The organism is Streptomyces sp. B6B3, from assembly GCF_039871525.1.
GTDB lineage: Bacteria > Actinomycetota > Actinomycetes > Streptomycetales > Streptomycetaceae > Streptomyces.
Window position 1 is genome coordinate 223,306 of sequence record NZ_JBDPLU010000007.1, and the last position, 13,771, is coordinate 237,076.

The following is a 13,771-nucleotide window of genomic DNA, read 5'->3' on the forward strand; positions in this document are numbered from 1 at the left end:
TCAGCCGTTGTCCACGACGCGCCAGCGGTTGTCTGCGCTGCCGTCGTCCGGGGTCTGGACCGCGAAGGCGCCGACGGCGGTGGAGTTGTTCTGGATGCCGAGGAGCTTGCCGCTGTTCTCGTTGCGGATCTCGTACGTCCCGTTCCCCTGGTCGACCAGCGTCCACCGGTGGTCGGCGGTGCCGTTGTCCGCCCACTGCAGGACGGGCGCGTTGTCGGCCGTGGACATGTCCTGCACGCCGAGCACCTTGCCGCTGTTGGCGTTGCGGAACCGGACCGCGCTGCCGTCCTGGATGATCTCCCAGTTGTGGTCCGCGGTGCCCGAGTCGTTCCACTGCAGCGCGCGCCCGCCGTCGGCCGTGGACATGTCCTGGACGCCCAGCACCAGGCCGCTGGCGACGTTGACCAGCCGGACGGTGTCCGCTCCGCCCTGCCCGTTGGCGTTCCAGTAGACGGTGTAGTTGTGGCCGTGCGCGTCGTAGAACGGGCCCAGGTTGACGGTGGAGCCGTTGGCCGTGGCGGTGAAGGCGAGCGATCCGGTGCCGGTCCGGGTGACCGAGGACGTGTTCAGCGACGGCAGGGAACCGAGCGACGTGCTGCCGTAGTTGCCGGACAGCACCACCGGGCCGTAGGTGACCGCGGCGACGTTGGCGTTGTCGTTGGCCGCCCGCATCACGACCCGCATGGGCAGCCGGACGGTGACCGTGTCGCCCGCGGTCCAGGAACGGGTGAGGGTGGCGTAGCTGCCGGGCGTCGTGGTGATGTCCTGTGCTTCGCCGTTGACGCTGATGGTGGCGCCGCTGGTCCAGCCGGGGATGCGGATCCGCATCGACCAACTGCCGCCGACGTCGCCGGTGACCGTCAGCGTCGTGGTGTCGCTGACCGGGTACGACGTGGTCTGGGTGACCGTGATGCCGCGCTCCGTCCAGTCGAGCACCGAGGGCACGAAGAGGTTCACGATCAACGTGTCGTCGGTGTGGAAGTAGACCGAGTCCATCAGCCTGGTGTGCATCTCCAGGCCGGTGCCCTGGCAGCACCAGAAGCTGTTGTAGTCGGTGCTCCAGGTGCCGCCGCCCCACGCCGGGCCCACGCCGCGTCGGCCACCGGGGTTGAGCGGGGTGAAGTAGGTGACGTGACCGTGGCTGTCGGACGGGTTCTGCTGGCCGATCATCTGGTTGAGCCACGCCCGCTCGTAGTAGTCGAACAGCGCAGCCCGGTTCGGGTCGAGCCCGAACAGCTCCCGGGTGAGGACGAGCATGTTGTAGGTGTTGCAGCTCTCGCAGGTGTCCTGGTTCAGGTAGCCGGCGATGGCGTTCGGCGGGCGGAAGTGCTCCGCCTGGCTGTTGCCGCCGATGACGTAGGTGTGCGCGTTGACGGTGATGTTCCAGGCGTTGGTGGCGATGTCCCGGTAGCGGGTGGTGCCGGTGGCCTTGTACTCCTTGGCGGCGCCGATCCACTTGGGCACCTGGGTGTTGGCGTGCAGCCCGTTGAGCTGGTCCTGGTTGGACGCCAGCGGGTCGAACACCGCGGCGTGGTCGAACCGTCGGGCGGCGGTGAGCCAACGGGAGTCGCCGGTCTGCTGGTAGAGGTCGGCCAGCACGGCGTTCATGCCGCCGAACTCGGTCCCCATCATGGCCTGCATCTGGCTGCCGCTGAGCCGGCCGGTCCGCCAGTCCACCCAGCCCGCGAGCGCCAGCAGCACGTCACGGGCCTGGGTGCTGCCCATCAGCCGCCACACGTCGAGCAGTCCGGCCAGGGTCTTGTGGATGGTGTAGTACGGCACGTTGCCGTTGGACAGGGTCCGGTTCTCCAGGGCGGTGAAGTCGGACTCGGGATAGCCGGACAGGTAGCCGGTGGTGAAGCCGGCGGTGCCGTTGTTGGCCTGACACGCGGCCAACCCGGCCACCATGGCGTTCGCCTTGTCCCGGCAGGTGGTGTCCCCCGTCACCGCGTACACCTGCGCCCACGCGGTGAGGAAGTGCCCCTGCATGTGGCTGCGGAACGGGAACGACGGGGCGTCCCAGCCGCCGTTGGAGGAGGCGCCGTTGGTGGACAGCCGGTGGTTGGAGCGGAAGACGTACAGCAACCGGTCGACGTCGACGAACCGCAGATAGCTGACCGTGCGGTTCTGGTTGTCCAGCCACCGGCTGGAGGTCAACCGGACCTGACCGAACGCGAACGGGTGCGCGGACACCCCGATCTCGTCCAGGGCCGGGGCGATCGCCGACGCCCGGGCGGTCGAGCTGCCGATGACGGGCCCGGCGGCGGAGACGACGGCTGCCGCCCCGGCAGCCTGGAGTAGCCGCCGCCGGCTGACGGAGGAAGACATCTTTACCCTTTCCGGATCAAGAAGGGCGAGGTCCTTCGGGCCCCGACGGCGCGCTGACGGGCGTGCGCGACGGCGGACCGGTGGTACGCGTCGGACCTCACCGAGGGGAGGTGGTGCGCGTGGTGCTGTCGCGGTCTGTGGGGCAGGCACAAACTCGCTGGTTCGATATTACGAACGACGTACGAGGAGCCAGACGGTTGAATCATTGGGTCCCCGGTGCGGGAGGTCAAGAGCCGGCGCACCACTTTCTCGGCTGGCGTCGGGGGGGCGCGGGGGCGGGACGTGCGGCCCGATATCCCGTTGTCGGCGGCGGCGCATCGCGAGAGCATCCGGTGCATGGCAGCACCCGCCGACCGAATCCGTCGTGACCAGGCAGAACTGCGCCGGTGGCGCGCGGGCGACCTCGACGCCCTGGTGCGAGCGATCGACGAGTCCCGGGAGCATCTGGTGCCGTGGATGCCCTGGGCGGCCGACCAGGATCGGCGGCGAACCGTCGAGTTCCTCGTCCGGGCCCGGCACCAGTGGGACACCGGGCAGGCCTTCAACTACGCGATCACGTCGGGCGGCGCGCTGATCGGCGCCTGTGGCCTCATGCGCCGCATCGGCGCGGGCGGCCTCGACATCGGCTACTGGCTGCACCCGCGTTGGACCGGACGGGGGCTCGCCACGATGGCCGGGGCGGCGCTGACGGACCAGGGCTTCCGGTTGCCGGGCATCGACCGCGTGGAGATCCACCACGACGCGGCCAACGCCGCGAGCGGAGCCGTCGCCCTCCGGTTGGGGTTCACCGAGGTCGAACGCGCCCCGGCGCCCGACGGGGCGGTGGCGCCCGGCGAGGTGGGGATCGGCGTCGTCTGGCGAATCACCGTGGGCGAGTGGCGGGAGCGTGGAACCGCGGCCTGAACGCGCCGCCCGACACCGGCCGTTCGCGGCTTCCCCGCCCTCCCTCGCCAGGCTCTCCAGGCGCCGGGACGCGGTCGAGCCCCGGGTGGACCTGCCACCACCCCGGACCGGGGGTTGGACCCACTGTGCCGGGCCCGCCGGCGCCACATGCTGAGGGCCGAGGGACAACGCCGACCGAACAAGGAAGCAGGCATCCCATGCACGCCCACACTCCCCTGGTGACCGTCGCCTGCGCGGCACTGCTGCTGGCCGGCGCCCCCGCCGCGGTGGCCGCCGAACCGGCCGCCACCGTCGCCGCCGCCTCCGCCCCGGCCACCGCGGAGCACGAGCAGCGGCACCGCGGGGCGTTGGTCTCCGCCGAGCTGCTCTACACCCTGGACGGCCGTGCCGAGGCCGCGGCCGAACTGGCCGCGGCCGGGTTCGACGGGAGCGTGGCCCGCTACGGCGTCGACGTGTACCGGCTGGTGTACCGGACCGTTGACCCGGCCGGGCGACCAACCACCGCCAGCGGCCTTCTCGCGCTGCCCCGCACCCACCAGGGCGCGTTGCACGCGGTGTCGTTCGCCCACGGCACCGGTGTCCACAAGGAGGACGCGCCCTCGATGCGGCGGCGGAACTTCGTCAGCGCGGCGCCGATCAGCTACGCCACGGCCGGCTTCGCCGGGGTAGCGCCCGACTACCTCGGCATGGGGCTCGGGCCAGGAACGCACCCCTGGATGGACGTCCCGTCGGAAACGACCGCGTCCCTGGACCTGCTCCGCGCCGCCCGCGCGTTCGCCCCGCACACCGGCCACACCCTGCGGCGGGACGTGCTGGTCACCGGCTTCTCGCAGGGCGCGTCCGCCGCCATGGGCCTGGCCCGGGCCCTGCAGGCGGGCGAGGACCGTTGGTTCCGGGCGGGCGCGCTGGCGCCGGTGAGCGGCGCCTACGACTTCGTCGGCACCACGCTGCCGTCGCTCCTCGACGCGGAGCGGGTCGCGCCCAGGTACGGCGCGGTGTACGCGGCGTACGCGCTGGTGGCCGTCCAACGGCTGCACGGCGGCGTGTACGAGGACCCGGCCGAGGTGTTCCGGTCCCCGTACGCCGCTTCCGTCGAGGAACTGTTCGACGGCAGCCACACCGGCCAGGAGATGATGGCCGGCCTCCCCGGCTCGCCCGAGGAACTGCTGACGGAGCGCGGTCTCCGGTTGCTGACCGCCCCCACCGGATCGTTCGCCGCGGCCCTGGGCGCGGCCGGCAGCGTGTGCACGGACTGGGCGCCGCGGATGCCGACCCGCCTCTACATGGCGACGGGCGACGAACAGGCCGTCGTGGAGAACACCGCCTGGTGCCGCGCGGAACTGCGGGCGAACGGGACGGCCGTGCCGGTCGTCGACCTCGGCGCGGTGGACTACCAGGACTCCCGCCACCTCGGCTCCAGCGTCGCCGCCACCACGGCCACCATCGCATGGTTCCGCGCCCTGACCGGGTAGGGAGCGACCGGCGACCGGGGCGCGGCCCGGGTACCTTGTCGAGAAAAGCCCGCGTACGGGTCTGTCGAATGCGCGTCGCCCGTCCGACGTAGAGGGGCGTACCGACCAGACGCACAGTCAGGGAGACCCATCATGGCCCACTACGCGATCCTCATCTTCGACGACCCCGCGGCCGGCGACCACACCCCCGAACAGCAGGCGGCGAGCCAGCGGCACGCCGACGACCTCGTCGAGTCCGGCGTCCTGACCACGGCGTACGCCCTCAGGTCCGCCGACACCGCCATCTCGCTGCGCGGCGACGTGGTCACCGAGGGCGCCTTCGTCGACGCCAAGGAGGTCGTCGCCGGCTTCTACGTGGTCGAGGCCCCCGATCTGGACGCCGCCCTGGAACTGGCGCGGCGCAACCCCGCCGTCCGGTGGGGACGCGGCGGCGTCGAGGTGCGGCCCGTGGCGGGCGGCATCCCGCCCACCACCCGTTGACCGCCACCCCCGCCCCGGACGTCGGCCAGGCGGTAGCCGACGCGCACCGACGCGAGTGGGCCCCGCTGCCCGCCGCGACGGTGCGCGTCGCGCTCGGCGTCGTCGGCCGCCCCGAAGGTCCTCCGGCTCCGGCGACCGGCTGACGCTGCCGTGGGTCACCACCCTCGGGCCGTTCGCCATCCCTGGGCGCGGCCATCGGCGCCGTGCTGCTCAACCCGCGCGAGGCCCTGGCGTTGATCAGCCAGGCCGAGCGCCGGAGGGACGGAACGCGCTACTCCAGCCGCGCCAGCGCCGCGCGCAGGAACGAGTCGCGGGGCGCCGTGTGTTCCGGGGGGTCGCATGCGGTCGGGGTGTTCAGCGCGGCGACGGCGTCCCAGTAGGGCACGTCCTCGGCGCGGACGCCGCTGGCTCGTTCCCAGCCCTCCAGGACATGGCGCGGGGCGTCCGGCCCGTTGGCCAGGGCCACCTGTTTGCGCAGTTCGCCGAGATCCACACCGGGGCTGCCCACGCCCGCGGTCTTCCAGTCGATCAACGCCCGGCAGACGGCGCCGCTCCACATCGTGTTGCCCGGCCACACGTCGCCGTGCAGGAAGACCGTCGGGCCGCCCGCCGCCGTGACGGCCCGGACCACCACGTCGGCGTGCCGGAGCAGCGGCGTGGTCGGCATCCGGCCCAGCCGCCGTTCCCGCGCGAAGTCGTCGACCGCGATGGGCCGGGCCCGCACCGGCAGGTGATCCGAGGGCGCCAGCGGTATCCGGTGCACCCGGGCGATCGCCGCGCCGGCGGCCCGGAGCCGGTCCGCGCCCACCCGCGCCGGCCAGGCGCTGCTCCCCGGCACCACCGTCTCGACGCTGGCCGGCACCCCGGCGGCCAGCCCATCCAGGTCGGCGCCGAGAAGCCGCGGCGCCGGCAGGGAGTGCTCCTCCGCCACCCTGAGCGCGGCGACGTTGGTGGCGATCATCTCGCCGTCGATACGAGGCGTCGGCGCCCGAAGCACCACCTCGACCAGCCGCCGAGGCGACTCGACCCGCAGCAACCAGGGCCCGTCACCGGCGTGCAGCGCCCGCACGCCCACCACCCGGGCGGCGTCGTCCACGCACGCCGCGGCCCACTCCAGCATCGCCCGCATCGGGCCTGACTCGTCGGTACTACCCATCCCGCACAGCCAGCGACCATGACAGCCCTCCCGGGTACGGTCAAGCGCCGCCGCCCCCGGCCGGCTTACCGATCGGGGGCGGCGGCTCCTGGCACGCCCGGGGAAGGCGCTGTTCCGCTACGCGGCGGGCTTCAGCTCCTCGCGTTGTGGGGCCTCCGACTCCGCGTCGTTGATGTCGAAGCTCGTCGCCGTGTCGTACGCGTCGTGGTCGAGGATCTTCTCGCGCGCGGCGACGATGACCGGGACGGCCGCCTGGCCGGCCACGTTGGTGGCGGTCCGCATCATGTCCAGGATCGGGTCGATGGCCAGCAGCAGGCCGATGCCCTCCAGCGGCAGGTCGAGCGTGGTCAGGGTCAGCGTGGTCATCACCGTGGCGCCGGTGAGGCCGGCCGTGGCGGCCGAGCCGATCACCGAGACGAAGACGATCAGCACGTACTCCTGGATCCCCAGGCTCACGCCGAAGATCTCCGCGACGAAGATCGCGGCCAGCGCCGGGTAGATCGCGGCGCAGCCGTCCATCTTGGTCGTCGCCCCGAACGGCACCGCGAACGACCCGTACTCGCGCGGCACGCCGAGCCGCTCGGTGACCTTCTGGGTGACCGGCAGGGTGCCGACCGACGAGCGGGAGACGAACGCGAGTTGCAGGGCGGGCCAGGCGGCGCGGTAGAAGCGCAGCGGGTCGACGCCGGCGGCGAAGCGCAGCAGCAGCGGGTAGACGCCGAAGAGCACCAGCGCGCAGCCGACGTAGACGTCGGCGGTGAACGTCGCGTAGTCGCCGATGAGGTCCCAGCCGTACTCGTTGATGGCGCGGCCGATCAGCCCGATCGTGCCGATCGGGGCGAGCCGGATGACCCACCACAGGGCCTTCTGCAGCAGCGCGAGCACGGTCTCGCCGAAGGTGATCAACGGCTCCGCGCGCTCGCCGAGGCGGAGGGCGGCGACGCCGGTGACCGCGCCGAGGAACACGATCTGCAGGACGTTGAGGTCGACGAACGGCGTGACGATGTCGGTCGGCAGGATCCCGGTCAGGAAGTCCAGCCAGGACCCCTCGGAGCCGGCGTCCGGCGGCGCGCCGTCGGCCGGGGTGAAGCCGCTGCCCTGTCCCGGGTTGGTGATCAGGCCGATGGTGATGCCGATGGCGACGGCGATCAGCGAGGTGGTCAGGAACCACAGCAGGGTGCGGCCGGCCAGCCGGGCCGCGTTGGACACGTCGCGGAGGTTGGTGATGGAGACGGCGATCGCGAAGAAGACGAGCGGTCCGACGGCCAGCCGCAGGAGCTGGACGAAGGTGTCGCCGACCTCCTCCAGGGTTCGGCCGAGCCAGTCGACGTCCCACGTGCGGGCGGCCCAGCCGAGCAGCACGCCCAGGGCGAGACCGAGCAGGATCTGCGCCCAGAAGGGTGGGAGGGATATTCGTGGTCGCCCGGAGGATGGCGCGGGCGCGTCGGGGGACGTGGCGGGAGAGGGGGAGGACACAGGCACACTCCGGTCAAGGGTGATGAGCGGTGACGTGGTGAGGGGTGGTCGCGGTGCGTGCGGCGGTAGCCGCGAAGGTCAGCGACAGGCCGCGGTCACGCCGCGACAGAGATCGATGTGCAGGCGCGCCACGAGGCGCACGCGGGTGCGTGCGAGTCGCTGTGCGGCTGCGGTGTCCATGAGGTGAACGGTAACACCACTGGCCAGAACCGTCTCCGCTGTGGTCGTGCCCCGCCCGCGGGGCGGTGACACGTCCGGCCGTCACCCGGGTGGCGGAGTGGCCGTGGGGAACGGCGGAGCGGATGACAGATTCCGTCATGATGGACATATGCGCTCAAACAAGTCATCGCGCCGTCGGTCGAGCCGCCAATGAACGACGCCGTGCTCGTCGTGGTCATCGTGGTCGCGGCCGTCCTGCTGCTCTACGCGATGGCGGCCGTGAAGGTCATCCCCGAGTACCAGCGCGCCGTGGTCTTCCGCCTCGGACGCATCACCGGCGCCAGGGGTCCCGGGCTGTTCCTCATCATCCCCGTCGTGGACCGCATCACCCGCGTCTCCCTGCGGACGGTCACCATGGACATCCCGCCGCAGGACGTCATCACCAAGGACAACGTCACCGTCCGCGTCAACGCCGTGGCCTACTTCAACGTCTTCGACCCGAACCGCTCGGTGCTGGCGATCGAGAACCACATCACGGGCACCTCGCAGGTCGCGCAGACCACGCTGCGCAGCATCCTCGGCCAGGTGGACCTGGACCAGCTGCTGGTCAACCGGGAGGAGATCAACCGGCGGCTGCGGGACATCATCGACGACGTGACCGACCCCTGGGGCGTCAAGGTCACCCTTGTCGAGGTGAAGGACGTCGAGCTGCCCGAGGCGATGCGCCGCGCGATGGCCCGCCAGGCCGAGGCGGAACGCGACCGCCGCGCCAAGGTCATCCACGCCCAGGGCGAGTACGAGGCCTCCCAGACCCTCGCGGACGCGGCCCAACGCCTCGAACGCAACCCCGCCGCGATGCAGTTGCGGATCCTCTCCACGATGACGGAGATCGCCAGCGAGCGGAACTCCACGCTGGTCTTCCCCATCCCCATGGAACTCCTCCGCCTCGTCGACACCCTCGGCGGCGGCCGCACACCGAGCCCACCCGCCCCACCCGCCCCGGCCGCCCCCGCCGAGCCCCGCACCCCCGACCACCGAGGCGCCTCGGACGGCGCGGTCTGACCTGATGACGACGCGCCGCGCCGTAGAACGAGTACTACACTGGCGGGCATGAGCGACGGTGCGGAGGTCCCGCTGAGGGAGCTGAACCAGCAGACATCGCGCGTCCTGGCCCGAGTGGCGGCCGGAGAAACGGTGACCATCACCAAGGACGGGGTGCCCATAGGGGACATCGTGCCGAGGGGCACGTTGACTGGCCCGCCCGCGTATCCGTTCCGCACCGACCCCATGGGCGACCTGGACCTCCCGGACCTGGGAGGTCCGGCCCTCGACGACGACGAGATCAACGCGACGCTCCGCGGCATGGGCGAAGCCGCGGCGAACGAGGGAGTCGATGACTGACATCCCGGTCGCCATCGCCGACACCAACGCCCTGTACCGACTGTTCACCCCGAAGGATCCCCTTCACGCGACTCACCGGCAGGCCCTTGCCCAGACGGGGCATCTCGTGGTGTCCCCCATGGTCCTCGCGGAGCTGGACTACCTGCTCACCTCCCGGATCGGCGGGTCGGTGGCCAGGAACGCCCTCGACTTCATCGCCCGGCAGGCGGAGGCCCGTCGCTTCGAGATCCCCGACACCGCACCCCATCTCAGGGCCTCGATAGCGGTGATGGGCGGGTACGCGGATGCCGACGGCGGCGCGGGAGTGGGTCTCGCCGACGCCATGAACGTGGCGCTCGCGGCGGCCTTCCGGACGGCCGACCTCTTCACCACCGACCGGCACTACCGCACGATGCGACCCCTGACCGGCCAGCATGCCTTCCGGCTACTCCCCGAGGATCTCTGATCCTCGAGCGGCTGACAGAAGGCCGCCGGCGGGCTAGTCCCTCGGACCCCACCTTTCCCACCGACCGCAGTCGGTGGGAAAGGTGGAGCTCGGCCCAGACGGTCTTGTGCGGCGGGGGCGGTGAGGTCCACGCCCCAGCCCACGGCGAGGGTGGAGGAACCGGAACGCACCGCCCGGCGTGAGTAGCTCCGACCAACGAAACGGCCCGTACAGGGCCTTCACACACGGGGTTTCACCGCCATGCGATCTGCTACGCGTTCCGACACGCATCCCGCGGCGCTCCGCCGCGCCCGATCCCGCCGCGCGAGACGTGCGGGTTCCCTCCTCGCCGCCGGCCTGCTGCTGGCCCTCACCGGGTGCGGCTCCGACGGGGACTCCGGGACCCCACCGGACGCGGCCGGTGCCTCGGAGGGCGGCACGGGGGGCGCCGAGCCCGGCGGCGGCCTGTCGACGGACGGCCTCCTGGTCTGCTCCCTGGTGGACTTCCAGCCACTGCTGGACACCGTCCAGGGGGAGTTCACGGTCGAGCCGGAGGACGTCGAGCCGGGCAGCGGCTCGGACCCCGGCGGCCCGCAGTGCGCGGCGCAGCTCGGCCCTCACGGCGGGGGAAGCGACTTCAGCGGCCAGGTCCACCTCGCCGTGGTGCCGTACGACAGCGAGGAGGCCGCCTCGGGCAGCTTCGACGACCGCGTGGCCGAGATCAGCGCCTCGCCGGAGGCCGCCGTCGAGGAACTGGACGGCACCTGGGCCCAGGGCACCCAGGTCAGCGCGGGCTCCGGCGACGGCCAGGCGATCTCGTACGCCCTGCTGCGGGACGGTGCTCTGCTCTACAAGGCCCAGATCACCTGGCAGGCCTCGTCTGTTGCCGCCGAGGACATCGTCTTCACCGCCGCCGACATCGACGCCCGGATCCGTGAGCTCGCCGGGGAGCTCCACACCGCGGTGGCTGCCGAGGAGGGCTCCTAGTACTCCAGTCGCGTTCAGATGCGGTAAGCAAGTCCGCGCTTGCCGACGCCCTCCTCGAAGGACCCCACGGGCCTGCTGAATCGGATGCGGGGAGTTCCCTGACCGACATGCGCCGTCCCCCACGCGGGCCGGACGCGCTTCGTGCGATTCGGTCAGCCGCAGTTGCGGATGAGCCAGTCGTCGGAGTCGAAGGCGTACCTGGCCGGGTCGCGGGGGGTGGTCTCGTGTTCCTCGACCGTGTCGTCGAGGCGGATGGGGTCGGGGAGTGTGCCGAAGCGGGCGGTGCGGGCCGCCGCGGCCGGGTCCGTGGGCTGCTGGGGTGACATGGCTGCTCCTCCCCCGGGCCGTGTCGTCGCGGCCCCGTATGACCAGGATACGGCCCGGGGCCCCGGATGGCCGGGGCCCGGGCGGGGGGTCAGGCCGGGGCGATGTGGAAGAAGTGGGTGGGTTGCTGGACGGCGACGCGTTCGTGGATCTGGGCGCAGACGGCCGTGCCGGGGCGGTCGAAGGTGCCGGCGGGGGGTTCGGCGATCCGGATGACGGAGGCCTCGGCGTCGAGGAGGCGGGCGGCCATGGCGAAGTCGCCGACCACGGCGCGGCCCGGGGCGACCTGGCGGTGGCGGCAGATCATCACCTGTTCGCGGGCGAGGTCGGCCAGCAGGCTGCCGGAGCCGACCAGCTCCTCGTAGTAGTCGCGGGGGTTGACCATGATCGCGTGGCCGGTGCCGCCGGTCTGCTCTATCTCGTCGAACGCGGCGAGCAGCCCCGCCGCGTACGACCCGGAGTACGGGAGGGTGGCGACGTCCTGGTGGTCGACGATGTCGCGGGTGAGGGCGCGGTTCTCGGCGGTGCCGAGGCGCACCATCAGCCGGTGGTCGATGAACGCCGCGAGGCTGGCGGGGTGTTCGGTCAGTTCCTCGGGGAGCTGGACCCAGGCGGTGATGGGGCGCAGGGTGTGCGCGGCCACGCCGAAGCGGAACGCGTCCTCGCGCAGGCCGGTTTCGGGGTCGGCGGCGCCCGACCTGGTCTCGTACCAGCACAGCACGGCGTCGTCCACCGCGCCGCGCACCGGCTGCTTCTTGAAGAGGTTGCGGGCGGTCAGCCGCGGCCGGTCCTTGCCGGGCTGGAACGCGTCCGTGATGGTGAAGTCGAAGCGGACCTCCGCCTTCTCGGGGTCGGACAGGTAGGCGTCGGCGAACAGTTCGCCGGGCGAGAGACCGGGCGAGGGCGAGGACTCGACGTGCATGGCGCGTTGCTCCTTCGAGAGGTCAAGAGGTCACAGGGCGTGGGACAGAAGGCGTTCATAGAACGGCAGATGGTGCTCGTAGTAGCGGCGCAGCCGGGGGTCGTCGTCGACGGTGACCGGGTAGTCGTCGCGCGGGGCGCGGAAGCCGGAGCTCGCGCTGGCGTCCACGTGCCACCTGGCGTTCGGCCGCCATTCGGGGCGTTCGCCCGGCCGCCAGCGCAGCGCGTCCGGCACGAAGGGCAGGCCGACGCGCGCGCAGTACGCGGCGACGGTGGCCGCCGGGTCGGCCAGCAGCCGCTCGGCGGAGACGACGACCGGGCACCGTCCGGTCGCCTGCCAGGCGAGCTCGAAGAGCGCGAACTGGTGCTCGTAGCCGGCCTCGTGGCAGGCGAAGTCGGGCTTCACCAGGTGGTGCGAGGGGATGGCCCTGGCCGGGTGCCGGATGATGAAGGTGTGCTGGAAGCCGGCGATCGCCTCGGGGTGGTCGAAGAGGTACTGGTAGTGGTATTCGAGGGTGTCCTTGAAGAACGTGGGCCGTTCCGCACCCAGGAGGGCCAGATGGGACAGGACCGCGCCCGGCTCGTCGAGCGTGACGGTGTCGCCGTCGGCGCCGCCCACCGCCGGCAGCGCCACCGAGCCGTGGTCGGTGAGCAGCACGAACGGCTCGTGCACCACCGTCAGGTCGCCGCGTTCCACCATCATCCGGAGGAACGCCGTGGAGACCGACCGGGGGTGGGCCCACAGCGCGATCACATGGACCACGGCGCGGGCTCCCGGTCCCAGCGGTGGTGGCGCAGCCTGGCCCGCAGCGCGAGGCTGAGCGGCGGCGCCTCGGAGACGGCGAGGTTGGCGCGCACGTGGGCGGGCCGGCGCATGCCGGGGATGACGGTGGTCACCGCGGGGTGGTCGAGGACGAAGCGCAGGGCGAGTTCGGGCATCGTCGTGCCGTCGGGCACCACCCTGGCGAGCCGTTCGGCGCGGTCCACGGTGGGGCCGAGGTTCTCCGGGCCGAAGTAGACCGCGCGCCAGTCGTCCTCGGGGAAGGTGGTCTCCCGGGTGAGGGTGCCGGTCAGGCCGCCCTCGTCGAAGGGGACGCGGGCGATGATGCCGATGCCCTCGCGCTCGGCCCGGCGGAACAGCTCGTCCTCCGGGGCCTGGTCGAAGACGTTGTAGATGACCTGGACGACGTCGACCAGGCCGGTGTCGAGGGCGGCGAAGCAGTTGGTGGGCTCCCAACGGTTGACGCTGATGCCGAACCCGTCGATCACGCCCTCCGCCTTGAGGTCGGCGACCACCTTCTGCCACCGTTCGTCGGCGGCCCACCGGTCCTCCCACACGTGGAACTGCAGGAGGTCGATCCGGTCCACGCCCAGGTTCTCCAGGCTGCGGTGGACGTACGCGCGGACGTGGTCGGCCGGGAAGACGTCGTCGAGCGTGTCGCCGGGGCGCGGCGGCCACTCGCGGTTGAGCGGCGGGACCTTGGTGGCCGCGAAGAGCCGCCGGTCGGGGTGGCGCCGCAGCAGGTCGCCGAGCATTCGCTCGCTGACCCCGCGGCCGTAGATCCAGGCGGTGTCGAAGAAGGTGCAGCCCTCGTCGACGGCGAGGTCCAGGCAGTCGGGCGCGACGTCGTAGTCCCAGCCGGTGAAGCCGCCGGGGCCGCCGCCGATGCCCCACATGCCGTAGCCAATCTCGCTGACCTGCCAGCCGAGCCGGCCCATGGTGCGGTAGCGCATCTGGTC

The 13,771-nt window shown here is 72.1% G+C and carries 14 protein-coding genes; 7 read left to right on the forward strand and 7 right to left on the reverse strand.

All coding sequences use genetic code 11. The features are described 5' to 3' along the window. Positions 1-2,328, reverse strand: a complete 2,328-nt coding sequence (locus ABGB06_RS17385) for a beta-L-arabinofuranosidase domain-containing protein (RefSeq protein ID WP_347590223.1) — start codon at positions 2,326-2,328, stop codon at positions 1-3. 336 nt (positions 2,329-2,664) lie between these two features. On the opposite strand from ABGB06_RS17385, the gene ABGB06_RS17390 reads away from it, so the two are divergent. The 3 genes from ABGB06_RS17390 (at position 2,665) to ABGB06_RS17400 (ending at position 5,183) form a co-directional block, all read left to right on the forward strand. After that, positions 2,665-3,231, forward strand: a complete 567-nt coding sequence (locus tag ABGB06_RS17390; RefSeq protein WP_347590225.1) for a GNAT family N-acetyltransferase — start codon at positions 2,665-2,667, stop codon at positions 3,229-3,231. Positions 3,232-3,428: 197 nt separating this feature from the next. After that, positions 3,429-4,703 carry a lipase gene (locus tag ABGB06_RS17395; protein ID WP_347590227.1) on the forward strand — a complete coding sequence of 425 codons (1,275 nt, stop codon included), beginning with the start codon at positions 3,429-3,431 and terminating at the stop codon, positions 4,701-4,703. Positions 4,704-4,835: 132 nt separating this feature from the next. Continuing rightward, positions 4,836-5,183, forward strand: coding sequence for a YciI family protein (locus tag ABGB06_RS17400; protein ID WP_347590229.1), 348 nt, complete (start codon positions 4,836-4,838; stop codon positions 5,181-5,183). 271 nt (positions 5,184-5,454) lie between these two features. On the opposite strand, the gene ABGB06_RS17405 is transcribed toward ABGB06_RS17400, so the two are convergent. Both ABGB06_RS17405 and ABGB06_RS17410 read right to left on the reverse strand, forming a co-directional pair. Then, positions 5,455-6,339: an aminoglycoside phosphotransferase family protein gene (locus tag ABGB06_RS17405; RefSeq protein WP_347590231.1), complete on the reverse strand. Its 885-nt coding sequence runs from the start codon at positions 6,337-6,339 to the stop codon at positions 5,455-5,457. A 117-nt stretch (positions 6,340-6,456) separates the two neighbouring features. After that, the gene (locus ABGB06_RS17410) at positions 6,457-7,815 is read right to left on the reverse strand and encodes a dicarboxylate/amino acid:cation symporter (protein ID WP_347590233.1); all 1,359 of its coding nucleotides are present in this window, start codon (positions 7,813-7,815) and stop codon (positions 6,457-6,459) included. 369 nt (positions 7,816-8,184) lie between these two features. On the opposite strand from ABGB06_RS17410, the gene ABGB06_RS17415 reads away from it, so the two are divergent. The 4 genes from ABGB06_RS17415 to ABGB06_RS17430 all read left to right on the forward strand — a co-directional run bounded on the left by ABGB06_RS17415 (position 8,185) and on the right by ABGB06_RS17430 (position 10,786). Beyond that, positions 8,185-9,036 carry a slipin family protein gene (locus ABGB06_RS17415; protein ID WP_347590235.1) on the forward strand — a complete coding sequence of 284 codons (852 nt, stop codon included), beginning with the start codon at positions 8,185-8,187 and terminating at the stop codon, positions 9,034-9,036. 48 nt (positions 9,037-9,084) lie between these two features. Then, the gene (locus tag ABGB06_RS17420) at positions 9,085-9,375 is read left to right on the forward strand and encodes a type II toxin-antitoxin system prevent-host-death family antitoxin (protein ID WP_347590237.1); all 291 of its coding nucleotides are present in this window, start codon (positions 9,085-9,087) and stop codon (positions 9,373-9,375) included. After that, a complete protein-coding gene (locus ABGB06_RS17425; protein WP_347590239.1) occupies positions 9,368-9,820 on the forward strand; it encodes a PIN domain-containing protein in 453 nt (150 codons plus the stop codon). Before ABGB06_RS17420 ends, ABGB06_RS17425 begins: the two co-directional genes overlap by 8 nt. Positions 9,821-10,060: 240 nt before the next feature. Further along, positions 10,061-10,786 (forward strand): hypothetical protein, encoded by a 726-nt coding sequence (locus ABGB06_RS17430; RefSeq protein WP_347590241.1) that lies wholly within the window; start codon positions 10,061-10,063, stop codon positions 10,784-10,786. Between the two features lie 152 nt (positions 10,787-10,938). Here the strand turns inward: ABGB06_RS17430 and ABGB06_RS17435 are convergent, their stop codons facing one another. The 4 genes from ABGB06_RS17435 to ABGB06_RS17450 form a co-directional block, all read right to left on the reverse strand. Beyond that, on the reverse strand, positions 10,939-11,112 hold the full coding sequence (locus tag ABGB06_RS17435; protein WP_347590243.1) for a hypothetical protein: 174 nt from the start codon (positions 11,110-11,112) through the stop codon (positions 10,939-10,941). A gap of 89 nt (positions 11,113-11,201) precedes the next feature. Next, positions 11,202-12,032 (reverse strand): family 3 encapsulin nanocompartment shell protein, encoded by an 831-nt coding sequence (locus tag ABGB06_RS17440; RefSeq protein ID WP_347590245.1) that lies wholly within the window; start codon positions 12,030-12,032, stop codon positions 11,202-11,204. Positions 12,033-12,062: 30 nt separating this feature from the next. Continuing rightward, on the reverse strand, positions 12,063-12,794 hold the full coding sequence (locus ABGB06_RS17445) for a sulfotransferase family protein (RefSeq protein WP_347590247.1): 732 nt from the start codon (positions 12,792-12,794) through the stop codon (positions 12,063-12,065). Further along, positions 12,782-13,765 carry an aldo/keto reductase gene (locus ABGB06_RS17450; RefSeq protein ID WP_347590249.1) on the reverse strand — a complete coding sequence of 328 codons (984 nt, stop codon included), beginning with the start codon at positions 13,763-13,765 and terminating at the stop codon, positions 12,782-12,784. The genes ABGB06_RS17445 and ABGB06_RS17450 overlap by 13 nt, the downstream gene beginning before the upstream one ends. Between the last annotated feature and the right edge of the window lie 6 nt (positions 13,766-13,771).

What these genes read in the sequence shown, in the direction of transcription:
- ABGB06_RS17385 (WP_347590223.1), bottom strand. Translation starts at nt 2,328, where the DNA reads ATGTCTTCCTCCGTCAGCCGGCGGCGGCTACTCCAGGCTGCCGGGGCG.
- ABGB06_RS17390 (WP_347590225.1), top strand. Translation starts at nt 2,665, where the DNA reads ATGGCAGCACCCGCCGACCGAATCCGTCGTGACCAGGCAGAACTGCGC.
- ABGB06_RS17395 (WP_347590227.1), top strand. Translation starts at nt 3,429, where the DNA reads ATGCACGCCCACACTCCCCTGGTGACCGTCGCCTGCGCGGCACTGCTG.
- ABGB06_RS17400 (WP_347590229.1), top strand. Translation starts at nt 4,836, where the DNA reads ATGGCCCACTACGCGATCCTCATCTTCGACGACCCCGCGGCCGGCGAC.
- ABGB06_RS17405 (WP_347590231.1), bottom strand. Translation starts at nt 6,339, where the DNA reads ATGGGTAGTACCGACGAGTCAGGCCCGATGCGGGCGATGCTGGAGTGG.
- ABGB06_RS17415 (WP_347590235.1), top strand. Translation starts at nt 8,185, where the DNA reads ATGAACGACGCCGTGCTCGTCGTGGTCATCGTGGTCGCGGCCGTCCTG.
- ABGB06_RS17420 (WP_347590237.1), top strand. Translation starts at nt 9,085, where the DNA reads ATGAGCGACGGTGCGGAGGTCCCGCTGAGGGAGCTGAACCAGCAGACA.
- ABGB06_RS17425 (WP_347590239.1), top strand. Translation starts at nt 9,368, where the DNA reads ATGACTGACATCCCGGTCGCCATCGCCGACACCAACGCCCTGTACCGA.
- ABGB06_RS17430 (WP_347590241.1), top strand. Translation starts at nt 10,061, where the DNA reads ATGCGATCTGCTACGCGTTCCGACACGCATCCCGCGGCGCTCCGCCGC.
- ABGB06_RS17435 (WP_347590243.1), bottom strand. Translation starts at nt 11,112, where the DNA reads ATGTCACCCCAGCAGCCCACGGACCCGGCCGCGGCGGCCCGCACCGCC.
- ABGB06_RS17440 (WP_347590245.1), bottom strand. Translation starts at nt 12,032, where the DNA reads ATGCACGTCGAGTCCTCGCCCTCGCCCGGTCTCTCGCCCGGCGAACTG.
- ABGB06_RS17450 (WP_347590249.1), bottom strand. Translation starts at nt 13,765, where the DNA reads ATGCGCTACCGCACCATGGGCCGGCTCGGCTGGCAGGTCAGCGAGATT.